Here is a 16,279-nt window from a genome sequence, read left to right as displayed (position 1 = left end):
CTGCGACATCCGAGGAGGAGAGGAAACCCTGGGTCAGCCCGCATCCGAATTGGGGCGTCGCAATGGTCAGCGGGCCGGAGATTGGCCATAATCCGGCCCATCGCCGACCCCCGGGACAGCGCACCTCCGGGCCCGGTAAGCCCGCCCGCGTACCGTCGTCCGCATGCTGCTTGACCAGAAGAAGAACGCCACCGCCGCGAGCGCGGTGCACCTGAAGCATGCAACGCATCGATGCGTGGCAGCGACCAACGAGAAGGACGACCATCCGTGGACATTCAAACGCACGAAGACCTTAAGGCCAAGATCTGGGAGATCGCGAACCGGCTCCGGGGTCCCTACCGCCCGCCGCAATATCGCCTGGTGATGCTCCCCATGGTCGTCCTGCGCCGGCTCGACTGCGTGCTGGAACCGACCAAGGATGCCGTTCTCAAGCGACGCGGCGAACTGGAGGCCCAGCAGATGCCGGAGGCGGCCATGGATCGGCTGCTCGGCAAGGCCGCCGACCCGAACCGCAAGCACCCGCTCTATAACACCAGCCCCTACACCTTCGCACGGCTCCTCGGCGACGCCGAGAACATCGCGCCCAACCTGGTCTCCTACATCAACGGCTTCTCGCCCACCGCGCGGCGCATCTTCGAGCGCTTCAAGTACGCCGACCAGATCGAGAAGCTGGACGCCAGCAACCGCCTCTTCACCATCGTCAAGGCCATGGCCGAGGTGGATCTTCATCCCAGGCGGATCGACAACCTCCAGATGGGCTACGTGTTCGAGCACCTGGTGATGCGCTTCAACGAACAGGCCAACGAGGAGGCCGGCGATCACTTCACGCCCCGCGAGGTCATCCGCCTGATGGCGAACCTCATCTACACCGGCGAGCAGGATGTCTACAGGCCCGGCATCTTCCGCACCATCTACGACCCGTCCTGCGGCACCGGCGGCATGCTCTCCGAATCCGAGAAGCTGATCCTCTCCCAGAATGACCGGGCGCAGCTTGCCCTCTACGGCCAGGAGTACAACGACGAAGCCTGGGCCATCTGCTGCTCCGACATGCTCATCAAGGACGAGGACACCGCCAACATCGTCCTCGGCGATACCCTGGGCGACGGCAAGACCCGCGACGGCTTCGAGGGCTGGCACTTCCACTACATGAAGGCCAACCCGCCCTTCGGCGTCGAATGGAAGGACCAGAAGGACGCGCTCGAGCACGAGCACAACACCCTGGGTTTCGCCGGCCGATTCGGTGCGGGACTGCCCGCCATCAACGACGGATCGCTGCTGTTTCTCCAGCATATGATCTCCAAGATGTACCCCTATACGCAGGGGGACGAGGACCGGCCCGGCTCCAAGATCGCCATCGTCTTCAACGGCTCGCCGCTCTTCACCGGCGGCGCGGGCTCGGGCGAGAGCGAGATCCGCCGCTGGATCATCGAGAACGACTGGCTCGAGGGGATCGTCGCCCTGCCGGACCAGCTCTTCTACAACACCGGCATCTTCACCTACGTCTGGCTGGTGACCAACCGCAAGCCCACCGAGCGGCGCGGCAAGGTACAGCTCATCGACGGCACCCACTTCTTCCAAAAGATGAAGAAGAGCCTCAACAACAAGCGCAACGAGATCACCGAAGACCAGATTCGCCACCTCGCCCGCGTCTACGGCAATTACCAGGACGGCGAGACGGCCGTGGTCCAGATCGACGGACAGACCGAGACCCGCGTCATCTCCCGCCTCTTCGAGAACCGCGAATTCGGCTTCCTCAAGGTGACGGTCGAGCGCCCCTTGCGGATGAATTTCGCGGCCAACCCCGAGCGCATCGCCCGGCTCGACGACCAGTCCGCCTTTGCCAACCTGGCCACATCGAAGAAGCGTAAGGACAAGGGCGAGGTGGAACGGGAGATCGAGGAGGGGCGCAAGCTCCAGGATGCCATCCGCGCCGCGGTCGGGACCCTCGAAGGCAAGGGGCGCTATCGGGATCGGGCGGTCTTCGATGCCGATTTGACGAAGGCCGCGAAGCGCGCCGGGCTCAAGCTCCCGGCCCCCATCAAGAAGGCCATCTTCGCTGCGCTGGGCGAGCGCGACCCGGGCGCCGCGATCTGCCGCGACGCCAAGGGCCAAGCGGAGCCCGACAGCGAGCTGCGGGACACCGAGAACATTCCACTCCCGACCGGCACCGCGCTGCCGCTGCCCATGGACTTCGGCCCGGACAAGCCCAACGACCGGCTGATAGCGGCCTTCCGGGGTGAGATCGACGCCTACATCGCACGCGAGGTGCTGCCCCATGTGCCGGATGCCTGGGTGGATTATGAGAAGACCAAGGTCGGTTACGAGATCCCGATCAACCGGCACTTCTATGTCTACAAACCGCCGCGCCCGCTCGATCGGATCGAGGCGGACATCAGTCAACTGGAAGGGGAGATCGCCGGGCTGCTGAAGGGGCTGATCGCATGAGCGGGCAAGAGCAAGAAAATCCGGGGGGCAGCCTGCTGATCTACCGTGCAGACGATGCCGCCGCGCCGATTCGTGTCCTGCTCGAAGGCGACACCGTCTGGCTGACCCAGCGCCAGATCGCCGAGCTCTACGGCACCTCGGTCCCCAACATAAACCAACATATAACAGCCATTTACGAAGAGGAAGAGCTGCGGCCAGAGGCAACTCTTAAGAAATACTTAATTGTTCAGACCGAAGGCAAGAGACAGATCAAGCGTCTCCTCGACCATTACAACCTGGAGATGATCATCGCCCTCGGCTACCGTGTGCGCTCCACCCGCGGCACTCAGTTCCGGCAGTGGGCCACCGCGCGCCTCAGCGAATACCTGGTCAAGGGCTTCACGCTCGATGACGAGCGGCTCAAAGGCACCGCCGGCCCAGTGGATTATTTCGATGAACTCCTTGCCCGCATCCGCGACATCCGCGCCAGCGAGGCCCGAGTCTACCAGCGTATCCGCGACATCTTCGCCCTCGCCAGCGATTACCGCGAAGGCGAGCGCGAAACCCAGCGCTTTTTTGCCGCCGTGCAGAACAAGATGCACTTCGCCGCCACCGGCCTGACAGCGGCCGAGATCGTTTACGAGCGGGCCATTGCCGAAAAGCCCAACATGGGAGCGACCAACTGGAAAGGGCGCCAATTACTAAAGCGCGATGTCGGCACCGCCAAGAACTACCTCGACAGCCAGGAAATCGACACCCTCAACCGGATTACCGTCATGTTCCTCGATCAGGCCGAATTCCGCGCCCAGCGTCGGCAGGACATCCGCATGGGCGATTGGGAGGGCTTTCTCGACAAGTTCCTGCACGATACCGAATTGCCCGTGCTCCAGGGCGCGGGTCGCATCAGCCACCAGGACGCACTCGACCACGCCAACCGGGAATACGATGCCTTCGCCGAGCGCCGCCGCCTCGCCGCTGAGGCCGAGGCCGAAGCCCGCTATATCGAGGATTTGAAGGCGTCGGCAGAACTGCTCGGTGCCGCGCGGAAGCAACCGGCGCAGAAGTCCGCAGGCAAAGGCCAAGGTGGAGAGGGGCAGGCATGACCAATGTTCACTCCGAAGTCCCGATCAACCGGCATTTCGATGTCTATAAACCGCCGCGCCCGCTCGATCAGATCGAGACGGACATTACGACGCTTGAAGGGAAGATTGCCGGGTTGCTGAAGGGGCTCATCACATGAGCGTCTTTGGCGAAATCCGTCTAAAGTTCACGTCAACCGAATCGCTCAAATACGGCGCCAACGCCGCAGCTGAGTTTGATGATCCCGATTGGCCTCGTTTTGTCCGGATCACGGATGTTGATTCCAACGGTCTATTGCGGGAAGAGACATTTCGTTCCCTCCCACCCAGCGTTGCAGAGCCTTACCTGCTTCAGGAAGGCGATATTCTATTGGCTCGCAGCGGCGCTACGGTTGGCAAGTCTCTAATCTATAAAGAGGACTGGGGTAGAGCGTGCTTTGCAGGTTATTTGATCCGACTGCGCAGCTCAGCAGAATTCGATGCGCGGTATATCTACTGGTATCTTCAGAGCACACGTTATTGGGCTGATATCGACTCAAACCTCATTCAATCGACAATCCAAAACGTCAGCGCGGAGCGCTATGCGAACTTCATGGTGCCGAAGCCCTCGCTCGACACGCAACAGAGGATTGCACGATTTCTGGATGAGAAGACCGCGCGGATCGACGGCCTGATCGAGAAGAAGCGCGCGCTGCTAGACCGGCTGGCCGAGAAGCGCCAGGCACTCATCACCCGCGCCGTCACCAAGGGCCTCAACCCCGACGCCCCCATGAAACCCTCGGGCATCGACTGGCTCGGCGACATCCCCGCGCATTGGGAGCCGGTACCATTGAAGCGGCTTGGCCAAGTTCGTTCCGGCATCACCAAGGGCAAGTCCTACTCGAACGAGGAAACGGTGGTGTTGCCATACCTTCGGGTCGCGAACGTCCAAGACGGTTGGTTGGACTTGAACGAGATCGCAGAGATTGAAGTCAGAGCTAATGACGTCCAGAAGTACGCTCTTGAGAATGGCGACATCCTAATGAACGAAGGCGGGGACAATGACAAACTTGGGCGAGGGGCGGTTTGGAGACGTCAAATTTTTCCCTGCTTGCATCAAAATCACGTCTTTGCCGTGAGACTAAATGCGCTAGATCCAGAATGGGTCGCGCGATGCACGGAAGCCGCGTATGCGAAGTTCCACTTCTTCAGGCGTGCTGTTCAATCCACGAATCTCGCTTCAATTTCGAGGACTGTCGTCGCCGATCTTCCGATTCCGCTGCCGCCAAGAGATGAGATCGCTCGGATACTTGCCGCTCTTGGCTTGGAGCTTGGACAAATGTCCGAGCAAATGGATAAGATCGATCGCACGATTACGCTTCTAGCCGAGTTCCGTAGTGCTCTGATCACGGCAGTCGTCACAGGGCAGCTTGCGGATCTGCGATGACCCTTGATGCCCCCATCATCTGCCGTCCCGCGTCACGTCTCGATCGGTTGAGCCACCAGCTTGACGCCCAGCGCATGACAGACGCGGTTGATAGTATCGAAACGCGGCTGTGCGTCGGCGCGCAGGGCCTAGAGGGCTTCGCGCGCGATCCCGCTCGCCTTGGCGATCTCGGTCATGCCGCGCGCGCGGGCAGCGGTTCCGAGTGCCTGTGCGAAGGCCGCCGGGTCGTTCTCTTCCAGCACGATAGTCAGATACTCGGCGATGGCCTGGTCGTCTTCCAGGTGTTCGGTGATGTCGAATTCGGGCAAATCGGCAATGCGGATCTTCTCGCTCATCGCTCAGTCCTCATCGTGACCATAGGGTAATCGTAATCGAACGGTTACATGAGGGCAAGTTTGCTACGCGGGAGGGGAGCGCGCGCGGTCCCAGACACGATGGCCCCCATGCGGCCAAGTTATCATTGATGAACACACTTGGGGAAACTCGGCATGTCCGCCCACACAGAACGCGATTTCGAGACAGCGATCGAGGCCGGTCTGACCAGCACTGGCGGCTATCAGACGCGCAGTCCGACCGCCTATGACGAAGCGCTCGCCCTTTTCCCGGACGATGTCACCGGCTTCCTTAAAGACAGCCAGCCGGCCAAGTGGGCGGCGCTGGAGTCGTTGCTCGGAGGCAAGACCGCCGCGACCGTGCTCGACAGCCTGGCCAAAGAACTGGAACTCAAGGGCACGCTCCACGTCCTGCGACACGGTTTCAAGTGCTACGGCAAGACCCTGCGGCTGGCCTATTTCCGGCCGAACACCGCGATGAACCCCGAGGCGGCGGCGAGCTACGCCAAGAACCGGCTGACCATCACCCGCCAGGTCGCCTTTACCTCGGTGCTGAAGCGGGCGGATGGGCAGCACCGCCGCTGCATCATCGACGTGACCCTGGCCGTCAACGGCATCCCCGTCGTCACCTGCGAGCTCAAGAACCCGCTCACCGGGGAGCGCGCCGCCGATGCCATGCATCAATACGCGCACCAGCGGGATGAGCGCGATCTGCTCTTCGCATTCAAGAAACGCGCCCTGGTTCACTTCGCCGTGGACCCGGACGAGGTGTGGATGACCACACGGCTTAATGGCAAGGAGACTCATTTCCTGCCCTTCAATCGGGGGAACAATCACGGGGCGGGCAACCCGCCGGTGGCGGGCAACTGGAAGACCCATTACCTGTGGGACGAGGTGCTTGAGGCAAACAGCCTGCTGGAGATCCTGCAACGCTTCATGCATCTGGAGGTGAAGGAGCGCCAGGTCACGACGAGCAAGGGCGTACGCACCGTGCGCAGGGAGATGATGATCTTCCCGCGCTATCACCAGCTCGACGGGGTTCGCCAGCTCGCCGCCCACGCCAAGGCCCATGGGGCGGGCCGGAACTATCTCGTCCAGCACTCGGCCGGCTCCGGCAAGTCGAACTTTATTGCCTGGCTCGCGCATCGGTTGGCCAGCCTGCACGATGCCCAGGATCAGAAGGTTTTTCACTCGGTCATCGTCGTCACCGACCGGCGGGTGCTCGATCAACAGTTGCAGGCGACCATCTACCAATTCGAGCACAAGACCGGTGTGGTCGAGAAGATCGACGAGGACACCCAGCAGCTCGCCCGTGCACTCTCCCAGGGCACGCCCATCGTCATCACGACCATTCAGAAGTTCCCCTTCATCGCCCGGGCGCTGTCGACGCTGGAGAAGAAGGGCGCGGGCGTCCAGATCGATACGGCGGGCAAACGCTTCGCCGTCATCGTCGATGAGGCGCACTCGTCCCAGAGCGGAGAGACCGCGACGGCACTGCGGGGCATGCTGAACCAGGAAGGGATCGAGGCGGCGATTGCCGCCCAGCTCTCCGACGAGGAGGACCGCGACCTCTCCGATGAGACGAAGGCGGCGGTGCTCCGCGATGCGCTGAAGCGGGCCAGGCAGCCCAACTTGAGCTTCTTTGCCTTCACTGCCACACCGAAGTTCAAGACCAAGGCCCTGTTCGATGAGCCGGGCCCCTCCGGCGCCTCACCCTTCCACGAATACAGCATGCGCCAGGCCATCGAGGAAGGCTTCATCATGGATGTGCTCGCCAACTACAGCACCTACAAGCGGTTCTTCGGCCTGATCAAACAGATCGAGGACGACCCCAATGTACCGCGCAAGAAGGCCGCGAAGGCCTTGACACGCTACCTGGAGCTGCATCCAGTCAATATCGAGCAGGTGGTGACCGTCATCGTCGAGCATTTCCGGCTCTACGTGATGCACGAGCTGGGCGGGCGGGCGAAGGCGATGGTGGTCACGGGCTCCCGCCTGGCCGCCGTGAAGTACAAGCTGGCCTTTGACCGTTACATCAAGGATCAGGGCTACACCGGCATTCGCTCGCTGGTGGCCTTCTCGGGCACGGTCGAAGACCCGGATGACCCCGGCGCGTCCTACACTGAGGTCTCGATGAACGGCGGTCTTTCTGAGAGCGCGCTGCCGGAGGCCTTCGAGCGCGACGATTACCGGGTGCTCTTGGTGGCGGAGAAGTATCAGACCGGCTTCGATCAGCCCCTGTTGCAGACCATGTATGTGGTGAAGCGGCTCGCCGGCGTGCAGGCGGTACAGACCCTCTCGCGGCTCAACCGCATCGCGCCCGGCAAGTCGCGCACCTTCGTGCTCGATTTCGTCAACGAGGAGGACGACATCTACCAGGCGTTCAAGCCCTATTATGAGACGACGCCCGTCGGCGAGAACGCCGATCCCCAGCGACTCTCCGAGCTGCAACACCGCCTGCTCGAATGGGCGATCTTCACACCCGCGGACGTGACCGCCTTCGCCAAGGTCTGGTATCGCGCCAAGCGCGACCACTCGGCGAGCGATCATCGGGTGATGAACGCCGTGCTCGATGCCGTCGTGCAGCGCTTCCAGGAGCGGGAGGAAGATGAACGCGAGACGTTTCGCGGCCAGTTGACGGCCTATCGCAATCTCTATGGCTTTCTGTCGCAGATCATCCCTTACCAGGATAGCGACCTCGAACGGCTCTACGCCTTCGTGCGGAACCTGCTGGCAAAGCTCCCGCCGCCGGGTGATGGTCAGGGTTTCGCTCTCGATGATGAGGTGGCGCTGCGGTTCTTCCGGCTCCAACAGATGACCGAGGGCTCCATCAACCTCGCGCCGGGCGAGGCCTATCCACTGAAGGGGCCGACCGATGTGGGCACTGGTGGGGTCAAAGATGAGGCGGTTGCCCTATCGAGCCTGATCGATCTCCTCAACGAGCGTTTCGGCACCGACTTTACCGTGGCGGATCAACTGTTCTTCGACCAGATACGGGCGTCGGCGGAAGACAATGAGCACATCGCGGAAGCGGCCCGTGCCAACAACTTCGCGAACTTCGCGTCCTATTTTGATCGCATGCTGGATGAACTGTTCATCGCCCGAATGGAGGGCAACGAGGAGATCTTCTCCCGGGTGATGACCGACGCCGAGTTCCGCTCCGCGGCACAGGATCACTTGGCGCGGGAGGTCTTTCGCCGTGTACGGGAAAAAGATGAAGCGCATTGACTGCCGCCGGTTCCCAGGGCAGCACCAAGCCCCGGGTGACCTGGATCACAGCGCCCCGGTGTTGGCCTACGCGAAGGGCGACCATTGAACTCCGCTGGATTAGACTTCGCCTATGCTGACCGCCGCCGAGGTACCCGAGTACACCGTAGTCCCGTAGCCTGGATGGAGCGCAGCGGAATCCGGGTCGCCGCTGCAAGCCACTGATTCCTTGCGTGTCTGCGCCCCCCCCGGATTCCGCTGCGCTTCATCCGGGCTACGTCGGAGACGCTCCGAATACCTTCACAGGCTCACCGCGGCCGGCCTCCCCCGCCAGCGCGCCCAAGGCCGTCACGATCGCCTGGTCCTCGGCGCGCTCGGCCACCCGCACCCGGCGAAAGCCCAAGCCCTGCGCGGTCGTCGCGGTGCGCTCACTGATCACCACCAGCGGGGTAGCAAGCAGCAGGTCGCGCCCGGCGGCGCCCAGCATCTCGACCAGATTGAGCAGCACCTCGTCACTGGTGGCGATGGCCAGGCCCACCTGCGTCGGCCACTGTTCAAGCAAGGGGCCTGGGTCGACGGTCGGGCGCACCCGTCGGTAGACCTCGGCGAACTCGACCAGTGCGCCGCGCTCACTGAGCACCTCCCCGAGCAGCGCGCGCCCGCCCTCCCCGCGCACGATCAGCACCCGCCGGCCGGCCATGGCGGCCAACTCGGGCATGGCCGTCAGTGCCTCACTGTCGAAGCGCTCGGGCGGGACCAGGTCGGGGGCGCGCCCAGCGGCGCTCAAGGCGGCCGCGGTGGCGCGCCCGATCGCCGCCAGCCGGGCCACCCGCGGCCAGGTCGCGTCGCACCCCAGTGCCAGGGCCAGGTCCACCGCGTTGCGGCTGGTGAAGACCATCAGGTCCCAGTCCTGGGCGAGCAGCGCGCGCGCCGGCGCGGGGTCGGCGACCGGCTGGATCTCCATGGTCGGGAAGGGCAGCGCCCGACCGCCGGCGGACTCGATCAGCCGGCACAGACCCGCGGCCTGCGCCTGGGGCCGGGTCACCAGGACCCCGAGCCCCGCGAGGGTACCGCCTGCGTTCATGACGCGTCGTGCAGCGCGCTCAGGATCTCCCCGGCACCCTGGGCCAGCAGCGCGTCAGCCACCGCCGTGCCCAGCGCCTCCGCGTCCTCCTGCGGACCCTCGGCCTCCGCGCGCAGGGTGCGCGAGCCGTCCGGGTCGCCCACCAGGCCGCGCAGGTGCAGACGCCCGTCGGCCAGGGTCGCGAAGCCGGCGATCGGCACCTGACAACCCCCGTGCAGGCGCAGGTTCATGGCCCGCTCGGCGCGCACGCGCAGGGCCGTTTCATGATGGTGCAGCGGGGCAATCAGCGCATTGACCCGTGGGTCGTCGGTGCGGCACTCAATCCCGATGGCGCCCTGGCCGATGGCCGGCAGGCTCTGCTCGGCGGTGATGCGGCTGCGGATACGCGACTCGAAACCCAGGCGGATCAGCCCGGCCGAGGCCAGGATGATGGCGTCGTAATCACCGGCGTCGAGCTTGCCCAGACGGCTGTTGACGTTGCCGCGCAGCGGTTCGATGCGCAGATCCGGGCGGCGCTCGGCGAGCTGGCACTGGCGGCGCAGGCTGGAAGTGCCCACGCAGGCGCCCTGGGGAAGCTCGTCCAGCGACGCGAAGCGGTTGGAGACGAAGGCGTCGCGCGGGTCCTCGCGCTCCAGGATCGCCGCCAGGTGCAGCCCTTCGGGCAGCTCCACCGGCACGTCTTTGAGCGAGTGCACCGCGATGTCCGCCTCGCCGCTCAGCATCCCCTGCTCCAGCTCCTTGACGAACAGGCCCTTGCCGCCGACCTTGGCGAGCGGCGCATCAAGGATGCGGTCGCCCTTGGTGGACATCCCGATGATCTCCACCCGCAACCCTGGGTGGATGGCCGTCAGGGCGGCGGTCACGTGCTCGGCCTGCCACATGGCGAGCGGTGATTTGCGGGTGGCGATGCGCAAGGTCTCGGACATGGTTTTAAATACTCAGATGCTCGGCGAAGCCGCATATCCTAACAGGAAGCCGGAAAAGGCGGGGCGTTCGCGCCTCCCGCATGGCCGACGGCACCTTCTGTTGTATCAATCGTTCTTAATCACTATGATTTGAGGGAATTGGTAAGAGGGCAAAGACCATGGCGCTGACCGCACAGGTTCCGATCTTGCTGGCGGAGAAGGTCGACCAGGAACAGGAGCGCAGCCGTCTGACCCGCGAAGCGTTGGCCGAGGTGGACGCTGGCCAAGTCATCGACCACCAGGCGGTGCAGGCGTGGGCCGATAGCCTCAGCACGGCCGAACCGCTGCCGCCGCCGATACGGCGCTGATGGAACTTCAGTTCCGGCGCGTCCCTGCGATCCACGATAGGCCCTCGAATCAGCTAAGCCCATGCCCGACAAGACCACCATCGACGAGTTGTTGACCATCATGGCCCGCCTGCGCGACCCGGCGGGCGGTTGTCCCTGGGACCTGGCCCAGACCTTCAGCACCGTCCTGCCCTTCACGCTGGAGGAGGCCTACGAGGTGGCGGAGGCGATCGAGTCCGGCTCACTCACCGACCTGCGCGACGAGTTAGGGGACCTGCTGTTCCAGGTGGTCTTCCATGCCCGCATGGCGCAAGAGCAGGGGGCCTTCGCCTTCCCGGACGTGGTACGGGCCATCTGCGACAAGATGGTCCGCCGGCACCCGCACGTCTTCGCGGATGCGGCACTCGCGGACACCACGGCGGTACGTGCCCACTGGGAGCGCGAGAAGGCCCGAGAACGGGCGGGCGACCCGGGGGCGGTCGGCGCCCCCGTCGGCGTCCTGGCCGGGGTCGCCCAAGCGCTGCCCGCCCTGGTCCGTGCCGAAAAGCTCCAGCGGCGGGCGGCCCGGGTGGGCTTCGACTGGGACGCCATCGCCGGGGTACTCGACAAGGTGCAGGAGGAGTTGGACGAGTGCCGTGAGACGCTCGCCGAACACGTCGACCCCACCGCGCGCGTGCATGAGATCGGCGACCTGCTGTTCTCCTGCGTCAATCTGGCGCGGCATCTGGGGGTGGATGCCGAGCAGGCCCTGCGCGCCGCGAACCATCGGTTTGAACGGCGCTTCGCGCGGATCGAGACGGGGCTCGCCGCCCAGGGGTTGCAGCCGGGACCGGCCGTGCGTGCGCAGATGGAGCGCCTGTGGGAAGACGCCAAGGCGGATGGATCATGAGTTATCTCGAGAAGGTCCGCGCCTGCAACGCCTGGGACCCGGCCGGCTTTCTGCCCTGGACCCTGGCCCGTGAGCGCATCGGCTCGCTGCGGCCGGTCTTTGCGGCCGAGCTGCGGCGCTGGCCCGACCAGTTTCGCGTGGACGCCGATCGGGTCGACTGGGTCGGTGCCCCGGCCGGGTTCGCGGCGCGCTCGCAGTGCCTGGCGGGAGTGGTTGAGACCCTGGTCGCTGAGGGCCTGATCGCCCACCTGCATGGCGAGCGCTACGCCGTGACCCCGGGTCGCCGTGACCAGGCCCGCTGCCTGATCGACCGCACCGCCGCCCCCTGGTTCGGGGTGCGCGCCTTCGGTCAGCACCTCAACGGCTTCGTGCGCACGGCGCGCGGGATTGAGCTGTGGATCGGCCGTCGCTCGGCCGACCGTCGCGTCTATCCACTGTGCCTGGATAACCTGGTGGCCGGCGGCCTGCCCCACGGGGTCGGGCTGCGCGAGAACCTGCGCAAGGAGTGCCGCGAGGAGGCCGACATCGGCCCCGCGCTCGCGGATCAGGCCGTAGCCGTGGGCGCCGTGACCTACTGCCGGGAGGCCCGCGACGGGCTGAAGCCGGACGTGATGTTCTGTTACGACCTGGAACTACCGGCGGACTTCGTGCCGCGCTGCACCGACGGGGAGGTGGAGTCATTCACCCGCCTGCCGTTGGCAGCGGTGGCAGAATTGGTCCGGAACACCGAGGAGTTCAAACTCAACTGCAACCTGGTGGTGATCGACTTCCTGGTCCGGCATGGCGGCATCGATCAGGAGCACCCGGACTATCTGCCGATCATTCAGGGGTTACGCTCGCACTTGCCCTGAAGCCCCGCAGGGTTCATCTTTGTACGGCTTTTTTTCGAGTCCCCCAGGCCGCTCCACGGCGAGGTCAGCATGAATCCAGTCTCTCCCCCCCAGTCCCCGCTCCCGCGGCGTGCCACGGTCCCGGTGCGCATCGGTTCGCTCACCGTCGGGGGCGGGGCGCCGGTCGTGGTCCAGTCCATGACCAACACCGACACCGCCGACGTGGCCGCCACCGTGCGCCAGGTGGCGGACCTGGCGCGGGCCGGTTCCGAGTTGGTGCGCATCACCGTCAACACCGAGTCCGCCGCCCGCGCGGTGGCGCCGATCCGCGCTCAGCTCGACGCCGAGGGCTGTACCGTGCCCTTGGTCGGCGATTTCCATTTCAACGGCCACCGGCTGCTGACCGATTACCCGGAGTGCGCGCAGGCCCTGGCCAAGTACCGCATCAATCCCGGCAACGTCGGCAGCGGCGAGAAGCGCGACAGCCAGTTCGCCACCATGATCGAGATCGCGGCCCGCTATGACCGCCCGGTGCGCATCGGCGTCAACTGGGGCAGCCTGGACCAGGAGCTGATCGTGCGCATGATGGACGCCAACGCGCGCTCCGCCGCCCCCAAGCTGGCCGATCAGGTCATGCATGAGGCGATGGTCGAATCGGCCGTCGCCAGCGCCGCCCGCGCGGTGGAACTCGGCCTGCCCAAGGACCACATCATCCTGTCCTGCAAGATGAGCGGTGTACAGGACCTGATCACCGTCTACCGGATGCTCGCCGCTCGCACCGACCATGCACTGCACCTGGGGCTGACCGAGGCCGGCATGGGCTCAAAGGGCATCGTGGCCTCCACCGCAGCCCTGGCCGTGCTGTTGCAGGAGGGCATCGGCGACACCATCCGCGTCTCGCTCACCCCGGCCCCGGGGGAGGCACGCACCCGCGAGGTCCAGGTCGCCCAGGAGGTCCTCCAGACCATGGGGATGCGCTCCTTCGCCCCCATGGTCACGGCCTGCCCCGGCTGCGGTCGCACCACCAGCGACACCTTCCAGCACCTGGCCCAGGATATTCAAACCTATCTGCGCGAGCAGATGCCCGAGTGGCGCACCCGCTACCCGGGGGTGGAGACCCTGCACGTGGCCGTCATGGGCTGCGTGGTCAATGGCCCCGGCGAGAGCAAGCACGCCAACATCGGCATTAGCCTGCCCGGGAGCGGGGAGCACCCGGCCGCGCCGGTCTACGTGGACGGCGAGAAGGCGGCCACCCTCAAGGGGGACGACCTCATCGGCCAGTTCAAGCGCATGGTGGACGAATACATCGAGCGGCGTTACGGTTAATGGCCCGCCCCATCACAGAGGACCCGACAATGACCAAGACCTTGTGTGCCGCCGCCGCGGCCCTGCTGATCGCCACCCCCGCGCTGGCCGATGACCCCCTGCTGGTGCAGCTGCCGCACCTCTCCCTGAGCGCCGCCCTCAAGGTCGCAGAGGGGGCGATGGCCGCCTGTCGGGACAAGGGGTTCGAGGTGGCCGTGACCGTGGTCGATCGCGCCGGCACCGTCCAGGTCACCCCTGCGCGACACCCTGGCCGCCCCGCTGATGGCCAATCTCAGCGAACAGAAGGCCAAGACCGCGGCCAACTTCAGCGCCGCTACCTCCGCCATGCGGGAGCGGGCCAATAGTGCCATCGGCCATCTCAACGGGGTGCTGATGTCCGCCGGGGGGGTGCCGGTCCTGATGGGCGGGAGCGTCCTGGTGGCCGGGGTCGGGGTGAGCGGCTCGCCGGCCGGTGAGGCCGACGAGGAGTGCGCCCTGGCCGGCATCGCCAAGATTCAAGAGGACTTGGACCGCAAGCAGTAGCCGGACCAGGCGTCTTCCGTCTCGTTCCCACGCGCCGGAGATTGTAAGAGGCATTCCGCCGCCACGCTCATTTTGCACGATCCCGTAGGTCGGGTTAGGCGCGCGGGGCACGGCATCTGTTGACAGGACAGAGGCTTAACGCGCGCCGTAACCCGACATGCGGCACCGAAATGTCGGGTTACTCTTCGCTAACCCGACCTACGCCTGACCGCTCACCACCCATTCACCCGGAGCCTACCCATGCGCATGTTCGATGCCAATCCCCCGGTCATCCGTGACCTCAAGGACGAGAGTGAGACCCTGGCCGAAAAGGCGGCCGACGACTTCACAGTCGTCACCGCCCGTCACCCGACGCTGGGCAAATTGGTGATCATCACCGGCCGCCATGGAGCCGGGGTGGTGGTGGAGACGGAAGAATGAGGGGACGCTGATCGAGTCAACAGGCACCGCGGGCGGCACACCCACCCTGTGCTGGACCCTTGCAGTGCTCGTCCTGCTGACCGGCTGCGCCGGGGTGCCGCCGCACAGTCCCCGGTCAGCGAGCGGGCCGGCCCGGCTCACGACGACGACGGCCGTGATGGACGACGACTATCGGTTGCCACTGCGCCGTTGGGGCGACGCCCGCACGGCGCGGGGCCTGGTGCTTGCGCTGCACGGCTTCAATGAGCACGCGGGGCTAACCTTCGCCCAGCTCGGCCCCGCGCTTGCCGCCCACGGCTTCCTCGTCTACGCCTACGACCAGCGCGGTTTCGGCGCTACCCAGCGGCGCGGCCATTGGGCAGGCGAGGACAACCTGATCGCGGATCTGCGAACCCTCGCCGCACTGCTGCATCAACGCCACCCCCGCCTACCCCTGTATCTGGTGGGGGAGAGCATGGGCGGCGCGGAGATCATGGCCGCGGGAGTGACGGCCAACGTCGCGGGCACCGTGCTGATCGCCCCGGCGGTCTGGTCACGTGACACCATGCCCCCGCTGCAGCGCCTGGCGCTCGCGATCACGGCACGCGCCTTGCCTTGGCTGACGTTGACGGGCAAAGGGCTCAAACGCCCGCCCACCGACAACCGGGCCATGCTGCAGACCTATGCCGACGACCCACTGATCATCAGGGCAACCCGGATCGAAGCCCTGTGGGGCCTCACCAATTTGATGGATCTCGCCCGCGCCGCCGCGCCCCGTCTACCGCGGCCGGCACTGGTACTCTACGGCGAGCACGACCGCATCATCCCTCGCGCGGCCTTCTGCGCCTTACTCAATGATCTGCCCGCCGCGAACCCGGACCTGCGGCTGGTACTCTATGCCCGAGGTTGGCACATGCTGACCCGGGACCTCCAGCGGGAACGGGTGATGAGCGACATTGCCACCTGGCTGGCGAACCCGCAGGCCGCCCTGCCATCGGGGGAGGAGTCCGCCCGCGGCAGCCCACGGCTGCGCCGTTTCTGTGCCAGGTGAGTCATCGCCTCAATCGCGAACACGGCTCGAATTCAGTCATCGCCCGCATGCCGCCCGCGCAGCCGCTTGGTACTTGAGGTGGCCCGTTTGCTCTCAAGCCGCCGCTCTTTGGAGGCGCGGGTGGGCTTGGTCGCCACCCGCGGCTTGGGCCGGTGGGCGGCGCGCGCAATCAGTGCGACCAGGCGGCTGCGGGCGTCCTCGCGGTTGCGCTCGCGGGTGCGGAAGCGGTGCGCCTCGATGGTCAGTACACCCGCGTTGTCGACCCGCCGCCCGCCGAGCCGCAGCAGACGCGCGCGCACGTCCTCCGGCAGGGACGCCGAGTGCGCCACGTCGAAGCGCAACTGCACGGCCGTCTCGACCTTGTTGACGTTCTGCCCGCCGGGCCCCGGGGAGCGGCAGAATTGCTCCTCAAGTTCGGCGGGGTCGATGCGGATGTGTGCGGTAACCTGGATCATGGG

General features: G+C 65.5%; 17 protein-coding genes. 13 read left to right on the top strand and 4 right to left on the bottom strand.

Going from position 1 to position 16,279, the window contains the following annotated elements:
- Positions 1-267 precede the first annotated feature (267 nt).
- Genes QZY44_RS14785 through QZY44_RS14770 form a run of 4 tightly spaced genes read left to right on the top strand, consistent with a single transcriptional unit; the run spans position 268 to position 4,929 of the window.
- Positions 268-2,445 carry a class I SAM-dependent DNA methyltransferase gene (locus QZY44_RS14785; protein WP_295447499.1) on the top strand — a complete coding sequence of 726 codons (2,178 nt, stop codon included), beginning with the start codon at positions 268-270 and terminating at the stop codon, positions 2,443-2,445.
- The gene (locus QZY44_RS14780) at positions 2,442-3,527 is read left to right on the top strand and encodes a virulence RhuM family protein (RefSeq protein WP_295447497.1); all 1,086 of its coding nucleotides are present in this window, start codon (positions 2,442-2,444) and stop codon (positions 3,525-3,527) included. Before QZY44_RS14785 ends, QZY44_RS14780 begins: the two co-directional genes overlap by 4 nt.
- Complete coding sequence (locus tag QZY44_RS14775; protein ID WP_295447495.1) at positions 3,524-3,664, top strand: hypothetical protein; 141 nt, start codon at positions 3,524-3,526, stop codon at positions 3,662-3,664. The genes QZY44_RS14780 and QZY44_RS14775 overlap by 4 nt, the downstream gene beginning before the upstream one ends.
- A complete protein-coding gene (locus QZY44_RS14770) occupies positions 3,661-4,929 on the top strand; it encodes a restriction endonuclease subunit S (protein ID WP_295447493.1) in 1,269 nt (422 codons plus the stop codon). Before QZY44_RS14775 ends, QZY44_RS14770 begins: the two co-directional genes overlap by 4 nt.
- Before the next feature lie 128 nt (positions 4,930-5,057).
- On the opposite strand, the gene QZY44_RS14765 is transcribed toward QZY44_RS14770, so the two are convergent.
- Complete coding sequence (locus tag QZY44_RS14765) at positions 5,058-5,264, bottom strand: addiction module antidote protein (RefSeq protein ID WP_295447491.1); 207 nt, start codon at positions 5,262-5,264, stop codon at positions 5,058-5,060.
- Between the two features lie 153 nt (positions 5,265-5,417).
- Here QZY44_RS14765 and QZY44_RS14760 point away from each other — a divergent pair, with 153 nt between their 5' ends.
- Positions 5,418-8,489, top strand: a complete 3,072-nt coding sequence (locus tag QZY44_RS14760) for a type I restriction endonuclease (protein WP_295447489.1) — start codon at positions 5,418-5,420, stop codon at positions 8,487-8,489.
- Positions 8,490-8,742: 253 nt separating this feature from the next.
- Here the strand turns inward: QZY44_RS14760 and QZY44_RS14755 are convergent, their stop codons facing one another.
- Both QZY44_RS14755 and hemC read right to left on the bottom strand, forming a co-directional pair.
- Entirely contained in the window at positions 8,743-9,552 is an 810-nt protein-coding gene (locus QZY44_RS14755) for a uroporphyrinogen-III synthase (RefSeq protein WP_295447488.1), read from the bottom strand.
- Positions 9,549-10,478, bottom strand: a complete 930-nt coding sequence (gene hemC / locus QZY44_RS14750; RefSeq protein ID WP_295447486.1) for a hydroxymethylbilane synthase — start codon at positions 10,476-10,478, stop codon at positions 9,549-9,551. Before hemC ends, QZY44_RS14755 begins: the two co-directional genes overlap by 4 nt.
- Positions 10,479-10,636: 158 nt before the next feature.
- On the opposite strand from hemC, the gene QZY44_RS14745 reads away from it, so the two are divergent.
- From QZY44_RS14745 to QZY44_RS14710, 8 genes are all read left to right on the top strand, one after another.
- Positions 10,637-10,825 (top strand): CopG family transcriptional regulator, encoded by a 189-nt coding sequence (locus tag QZY44_RS14745; protein WP_295447485.1) that lies wholly within the window; start codon positions 10,637-10,639, stop codon positions 10,823-10,825.
- 61 nt (positions 10,826-10,886) lie between these two features.
- The gene (gene mazG / locus QZY44_RS14740; protein WP_295447483.1) at positions 10,887-11,693 is read left to right on the top strand and encodes a nucleoside triphosphate pyrophosphohydrolase; all 807 of its coding nucleotides are present in this window, start codon (positions 10,887-10,889) and stop codon (positions 11,691-11,693) included.
- Complete coding sequence (locus QZY44_RS14735; RefSeq protein ID WP_295447481.1) at positions 11,690-12,544, top strand: DUF4743 domain-containing protein; 855 nt, start codon at positions 11,690-11,692, stop codon at positions 12,542-12,544. Before mazG ends, QZY44_RS14735 begins: the two co-directional genes overlap by 4 nt.
- 69 nt (positions 12,545-12,613) lie before the next feature.
- Complete coding sequence (gene ispG / locus QZY44_RS14730) at positions 12,614-13,849, top strand: flavodoxin-dependent (E)-4-hydroxy-3-methylbut-2-enyl-diphosphate synthase (RefSeq protein ID WP_295447479.1); 1,236 nt, start codon at positions 12,614-12,616, stop codon at positions 13,847-13,849.
- A gap of 29 nt (positions 13,850-13,878) precedes the next feature.
- A complete protein-coding gene (locus QZY44_RS14725) occupies positions 13,879-14,193 on the top strand; it encodes a hypothetical protein (RefSeq protein WP_295447545.1) in 315 nt (104 codons plus the stop codon).
- Positions 14,111-14,371 carry a heme-binding protein gene (locus QZY44_RS14720; protein WP_295447477.1) on the top strand — a complete coding sequence of 87 codons (261 nt, stop codon included), beginning with the start codon at positions 14,111-14,113 and terminating at the stop codon, positions 14,369-14,371. The genes QZY44_RS14725 and QZY44_RS14720 overlap by 83 nt, the downstream gene beginning before the upstream one ends.
- A 240-nt stretch (positions 14,372-14,611) precedes the next feature.
- Positions 14,612-14,791, top strand: coding sequence for a hypothetical protein (locus tag QZY44_RS14715; RefSeq protein WP_295447475.1), 180 nt, complete (start codon positions 14,612-14,614; stop codon positions 14,789-14,791).
- Positions 14,792-14,855: 64 nt separating this feature from the next.
- Positions 14,856-15,821 carry an alpha/beta hydrolase gene (locus tag QZY44_RS14710; protein ID WP_295447473.1) on the top strand — a complete coding sequence of 322 codons (966 nt, stop codon included), beginning with the start codon at positions 14,856-14,858 and terminating at the stop codon, positions 15,819-15,821.
- Between the two features lie 32 nt (positions 15,822-15,853).
- On the opposite strand, the gene arfB is transcribed toward QZY44_RS14710, so the two are convergent.
- Positions 15,854-16,276, bottom strand: coding sequence for an alternative ribosome rescue aminoacyl-tRNA hydrolase ArfB (gene arfB / locus QZY44_RS14705; protein WP_295447471.1), 423 nt, complete (start codon positions 16,274-16,276; stop codon positions 15,854-15,856).
- Positions 16,277-16,279: the final 3 nt, after the last annotated feature.

Origin of the sequence: uncultured Thiodictyon sp. (assembly GCA_903837595.1) — a bacterium.
GTDB lineage: Bacteria > Pseudomonadota > Gammaproteobacteria > Chromatiales > Chromatiaceae > Thiodictyon.
Note: the sequence above shows the minus strand (reverse complement) of the source record. Positions and strands in the feature narration are given on the sequence as shown.

Excerpts from the sequence above, each read along its gene's own strand:
- QZY44_RS14775 (WP_295447495.1), top strand. The coding sequence starts at position 3,524 with ATGACCAATGTTCACTCCGAAGTCCCGATCAACCGGCATTTCGATGTC.
- QZY44_RS14720 (WP_295447477.1), top strand. The coding sequence starts at position 14,111 with ATGGCCAATCTCAGCGAACAGAAGGCCAAGACCGCGGCCAACTTCAGC.
- QZY44_RS14765 (WP_295447491.1), bottom strand. The coding sequence starts at position 5,264 with ATGAGCGAGAAGATCCGCATTGCCGATTTGCCCGAATTCGACATCACC.
- QZY44_RS14780 (WP_295447497.1), top strand. The coding sequence starts at position 2,442 with ATGAGCGGGCAAGAGCAAGAAAATCCGGGGGGCAGCCTGCTGATCTAC.
- mazG (WP_295447483.1), top strand. The coding sequence starts at position 10,887 with ATGCCCGACAAGACCACCATCGACGAGTTGTTGACCATCATGGCCCGC.
- arfB (WP_295447471.1), bottom strand. The coding sequence starts at position 16,276 with ATGATCCAGGTTACCGCACACATCCGCATCGACCCCGCCGAACTTGAG.
- ispG (WP_295447479.1), top strand. The coding sequence starts at position 12,614 with ATGAATCCAGTCTCTCCCCCCCAGTCCCCGCTCCCGCGGCGTGCCACG.
- QZY44_RS14715 (WP_295447475.1), top strand. The coding sequence starts at position 14,612 with ATGCGCATGTTCGATGCCAATCCCCCGGTCATCCGTGACCTCAAGGAC.
- hemC (WP_295447486.1), bottom strand. The coding sequence starts at position 10,478 with ATGTCCGAGACCTTGCGCATCGCCACCCGCAAATCACCGCTCGCCATG.
- QZY44_RS14725 (WP_295447545.1), top strand. The coding sequence starts at position 13,879 with ATGACCAAGACCTTGTGTGCCGCCGCCGCGGCCCTGCTGATCGCCACC.
- QZY44_RS14760 (WP_295447489.1), top strand. The coding sequence starts at position 5,418 with ATGTCCGCCCACACAGAACGCGATTTCGAGACAGCGATCGAGGCCGGT.
- QZY44_RS14735 (WP_295447481.1), top strand. The coding sequence starts at position 11,690 with ATGAGTTATCTCGAGAAGGTCCGCGCCTGCAACGCCTGGGACCCGGCC.
- QZY44_RS14770 (WP_295447493.1), top strand. The coding sequence starts at position 3,661 with ATGAGCGTCTTTGGCGAAATCCGTCTAAAGTTCACGTCAACCGAATCG.
- QZY44_RS14745 (WP_295447485.1), top strand. The coding sequence starts at position 10,637 with ATGGCGCTGACCGCACAGGTTCCGATCTTGCTGGCGGAGAAGGTCGAC.
- QZY44_RS14755 (WP_295447488.1), bottom strand. The coding sequence starts at position 9,552 with ATGAACGCAGGCGGTACCCTCGCGGGGCTCGGGGTCCTGGTGACCCGG.